The organism is uncultured Aquincola sp. (assembly GCF_964001545.1).
Lineage (GTDB): Bacteria > Pseudomonadota > Gammaproteobacteria > Burkholderiales > Burkholderiaceae_C > Aquincola.
The window spans coordinates 1-4033 of sequence record NZ_CAXFDV010000242.1; the positions used below are offsets into that span (position 1 = coordinate 1).

General features: G+C 68.2%; 5 protein-coding genes and 1 pseudogene. 1 reads left to right on the top strand and 5 read right to left on the bottom strand.

What is annotated here, in order from left to right; translation table 11 throughout:
• The 5 genes and pseudogenes from ABNT58_RS08325 to ABNT58_RS08345 all read right to left on the bottom strand — a co-directional run.
• Positions 1-476: pseudogene (locus ABNT58_RS08325) on the bottom strand (glutamine ABC transporter ATP-binding protein); the annotation flags it as partial.
• Positions 473-1231, bottom strand: coding sequence for an amino acid ABC transporter ATP-binding protein (locus ABNT58_RS08330; RefSeq protein ID WP_348753034.1), 759 nt, complete (start codon positions 1229-1231; stop codon positions 473-475). The pseudogene ABNT58_RS08325 and the gene ABNT58_RS08330, both read right to left, overlap by 4 nt.
• Positions 1232-1258: 27 nt before the next feature.
• Positions 1259-2071, bottom strand: coding sequence for a transporter substrate-binding domain-containing protein (locus ABNT58_RS08335; RefSeq protein ID WP_348753035.1), 813 nt, complete (start codon positions 2069-2071; stop codon positions 1259-1261).
• A gap of 42 nt (positions 2072-2113) precedes the next feature.
• Positions 2114-2767 carry an amino acid ABC transporter permease gene (locus tag ABNT58_RS08340; RefSeq protein ID WP_348753036.1) on the bottom strand — a complete coding sequence of 218 codons (654 nt, stop codon included), beginning with the start codon at positions 2765-2767 and terminating at the stop codon, positions 2114-2116.
• Positions 2767-3438 (bottom strand): amino acid ABC transporter permease, encoded by a 672-nt coding sequence (locus tag ABNT58_RS08345; protein ID WP_348753037.1) that lies wholly within the window; start codon positions 3436-3438, stop codon positions 2767-2769. The genes ABNT58_RS08340 and ABNT58_RS08345 overlap by 1 nt, the downstream gene beginning before the upstream one ends.
• A 199-nt stretch (positions 3439-3637) precedes the next feature.
• Between ABNT58_RS08345 and ABNT58_RS08350 the strand changes: the two genes are divergently transcribed.
• Positions 3638-4033, top strand: a 396-nt coding sequence (locus ABNT58_RS08350; protein WP_348753038.1) for an FAD-binding protein, incomplete at its 3' end; no start/stop codon positions are given.

Here is a 4033-nt window from a genome sequence, read left to right on the forward strand (position 1 = left end):
GCCGCAGCTTCGAAGAAGGGTTGCAGCGCACGCACGGTGCCGGCGGGCACCGTCTGGTCGTTCTCGATCACCAGCTCGATGCCTTCGGCGGCCTGCAGCGCCTGGCGCAGCGCGGGCAGTTGCGCGGCCGATGCGCCGCGCGAGCCCGCGCCATAGCCGCCGATGGACATCTTCAGGCGCGGCGCGCCCAGTTGCCGGGCGGCGGCCAGCGCGCGCTGCAAGGCGGCCTGGTCCAGCGTGCCATCGGCCGCGAACAGGCCTTCAGGGCTGGAGTACACCGTGGCCAGGCCCAGCTGCAGCGTCACGTCGGCCAGCGCGGGCAGCTCATGCGCCGCGTCGGTCAACAGCTCGCCGCGCACTTCCACACCATCGGCACCGGCTTCGGCCGACAGGCGGCTGAAATACAGCTGGCCATGCCGCCGCACCTCGGCCGCGCCGAAGGAAGACAGCGAGATCAACACCGCTTGCTGGCTCATGCGTGCGCGCTGCTCAAGATCTGTCCCAGGAAATCCTGGGTCTTGGGGTGCTGCGGCGCGCTGAAAAACTGCTGCGGCGGCGCCTGTTCCAGGATGCGGCCATCGGCCATGAAGATCACGCGGTCGGCCACGCTGCGGGCAAAGCCCATCTCGTGCGTCACGCACAGCATGGTCATGCCGTCTTCGGCCAGGCCGATCATGGTGTCCAGCACCTCTTTCACCATCTCGGGGTCGAGCGCCGAGGTGGGCTCGTCGAACAGCATGATCTTGGGTGTCATGCACAGCGCGCGGGCAATGGCCACGCGCTGCTGCTGGCCGCCCGACAGCTGCGCCGGGTATTTGTTCGCCTGCTCGGGGATGCGCACCCGCTCCAGGTACTTCATGGCGGTGGCCTCGGCCTGGGCCTGCGGCACGCCGCGGGTGCTCATCGGCGCCAGGGTGCAGTTCTGCAGTACCGTGAGGTGCGGAAACAGGTTGAACTGCTGGAACACCATGCCCACCTCGCGCCGCACCGCGTCCACGTTGCGGGCATTGGCCGTCAGGTCGATGCCATCGACCACGATGCGGCCTTGCTGCACCGTCTCGAGCCGGTTGATGCAGCGGATGAGCGTGGACTTGCCCGAGCCCGAAGGGCCGCAGATGACGATGCGTTCACCCGCCCGCACCTGCAGATCGATGCCGGTGAGCACCTGGAACTGCCCGTACCACTTGTTGACGTTCTCGATGCGGATGATGGGTTCGGCGGCGGTGTTCATCGTGCGGCGCTCGGGTGGGTCGGGGTCTTAGTTGGCGGCCGGCAGTTGCGGCAGCGGCGCGCCCAGCCACTTGGTGTAGAGCTTGTTCAGCTCACCGTTGGCGGTGTTCTTCTCGATCAGGCTGTCCATGGTCTTGAGCAGGTCGGCCTGGCCCGGGCGCATGGCCACGGCCATCAGCTGCTGGCGCAGCACCAGCTTCTGCTCGAAGGTGTCGGCGCCGGCGCGCTTGGCGATTTGCGCGGCCACGGTGGTGGAGCAGCCGATGGCATCGACCTGGCCCGACAGCAGCGCCTGCATGGCCGAGGCGTCGTCGTCGAAGCGGCGGATCTCGGTGCCTTCCGGCGCGATGGCGGTGAGCGCCGTGTCTTGCGTGCTGGCGCGGGCCACGGCCACGCGCACGCCCTTCAAATCAGCCGGGGCCTTGATGTTGGCCTTCTTGGGCGCAAACAGCACGATGGTGGCCGCCGAGTACGGGCGCGAGAACTGCACCTGCTTGGCCCGCTCGGGCGTCACCGCCAATGAGGCGATGAGCACATCCACCTTGTTGGTGAGCAGGAAGGGGATACGGTTGGGTCCGGTGACCGGCACCAGGTTGAGCTTGACGCCCAGGTCCTTGGCCAGCAGCTTGGCCACGTCGGCGTCGTACCCGTCGGGGTTGTTGCTGGTGTCCACCGTGCCGTACGGCGGAAAGTCCACCAGCATGCCCACGGTGAGCGTGCCCTTCTTCTTGATCTCGTCCACCGTTTGCGCCTGCGCCAGGGGCGCCCAGGCGGCCAGCAGGGTGCTGCAGGCCAGGGCGGCGGCAGCGGCGATGAAGGGGCGGCGGGACGTGGTGGACATCGGTGTCTCCGGTGATGGAAGCGAGGAAGAAAAAGCGTGGGTTCAGCGCTGCAGCGCCAGCGCCTGGCGGCGCTCGATGTGGCCGGCCCAGAGCGACAGCGGCCAGCACAGCAGGAAGTAGATGGCGCCCACCACGCTGAACACGATCAGCGGCTGGAAGGTGGCGTTGTTGATGATCTGGCCGGCGCGGGTGATCTCGGTGAAGCCGATGATGGCCGCCAGCGAGGTGCCCTTGATCACCTGCACCATGTAGCCGACGCTGGGCGGCAGCGCGATCTTGAAGGCCTGCGGCAGCACCACGCGGCGCATGCGGGCCACGTAGTGCAGGCCCAGCGCCTCGGCCGCTTCCCACTGGCCGCGGGGCACGGCCTGGATGCAGCCGCGCCAGATCTCGCCCAGGAAGGCGCCAGTGTTGAGCACCAGCGCCGTGCCGGCCGCCACCCAGGGGCTGACTTCCAGCCCCAGCACCGGCAGCCCGAAGAAGATGAGGAACAGCTGCAGCAGCAGCGGCGTGCCCTGGAACACCTGGATGAAGGCGCCCGCCACCGCCATGGGCAGCGGCTTGTCAGACGTGCGGGCCAGCGCCAGCAGCAGGCCCACCGCGGCACCGCCGATGAAGGCGATGAGCGATAGGGCGATGGTCCACTGCGCCGCGGCAGCGATGAACCACAGGTCGTTGAGGCCGAAGGTACGCATCAGCGGCGGTCCGGGTAGGAGAGGAAACGGCGCTGCATCAGGCGGAACAGGGCCGAGAAGGCCATGGCCAGCGCCAGGTAGATGAGCGCCACCACGATGTAGATCTCGAAGCTGCGGAAGGTTTGCGACTGCAGGTTGGCCGCCACCGAGGTGAGGTCGTCGGCCGAGATCACCGACACCACCGCACTGCTGAGCATCAGCAAAATGAACTGGCTGGTAAGCGCTGGAAAAATGGCGCGCAGCGCCGGCTTGAGCACGATGAGCCGGAAGATCTGGTGGCGCTTCATGTTCAGCGCCAGGCCGGCCTCGATCTGCCCCTTGGGAATGGACTCGATGCCGGCGCGGATGATCTCGGTGGCATAGGCCCCCAGGTTCACCACCATGGCCGTGAGCGCGGCGGTGTACGGCGACCAGCGCAGCCCGATGGCCGGCAGCGCAAAGAAGAAGAAGAACAGCTGCACGAGGAACGGCGTGTTGCGGATCAGCTCGATGTAGGCCTGGATCACCCAGCGCAGTGCCCGCGGCCCCGAGGTCTTGCCCCAGGCACACACGATGGCCACCCCCAGCCCCAACACCGTGGCCGTGAGCGACAGCTGCACGGTGATCCACGTGCCCTTGAGCAACAGCGGCCAGGCGGCCAGCACGTCGGCGAATTGGAGGGTGTAGTTCACGGTGGGGGAGGTACGGCTTGGGGGCGTCTGGCGGCTTCGGGCGTCATCCTGGAGAGGCGCGCCGTGAAACCGGTTTCTTGATGGGTTCAGTGTAGGAAACCGGTTTCAGGGTGGGATTGGGGATTTCCCGGGGGAGGGTGAATTTGGGCGTGGGGCAAGGCGTGCGCCGGGGGCGGCTGGGCGCCAGATACTCGGCCGCATGCCCACGCCGCCACCCATCGACAGACGCCGCCTGCTGGTGGGTTCCCTCGGCGCTGCGGGCGCACTGGCCACCGGCCACGGCTCGGCGGCAACGCCCACGCCGTTGCTGGTGGAGAACGTCACCCGGCTCTACCCCGTCGAGGTCGCGCGCATCGAGGTGGTTCATAGCGCGGCCGACGTGGCGGCGGCCATCACCCGCTGGCCCGGCCAGGTGGCCGTCGGCGGTGGCCGCTACAGCATGGGTGGGCAGATCGGCGTGAAGGGCGGCCTGCACATCGACATGCGGGCCATGAACCAGCTGGTGTGGGTGAGGCCTGCTGACCGCGCCGTGCGCGTGCAAGCCGGCATGCGCTGGCGCGACCTGCAAGACGTGCTCGACCCGCTGGGCCTGGCC

Coding starts and splice junctions, on each gene's coding strand:
- ABNT58_RS08330 (WP_348753034.1), bottom strand. CDS start 1,231: ATGAACACCGCCGCCGAACCCATCATCCGCATCGAGAACGTCAACAAG.
- ABNT58_RS08335 (WP_348753035.1), bottom strand. CDS start 2,071: ATGTCCACCACGTCCCGCCGCCCCTTCATCGCCGCTGCCGCCGCCCTG.
- ABNT58_RS08340 (WP_348753036.1), bottom strand. CDS start 2,767: ATGCGTACCTTCGGCCTCAACGACCTGTGGTTCATCGCTGCCGCGGCG.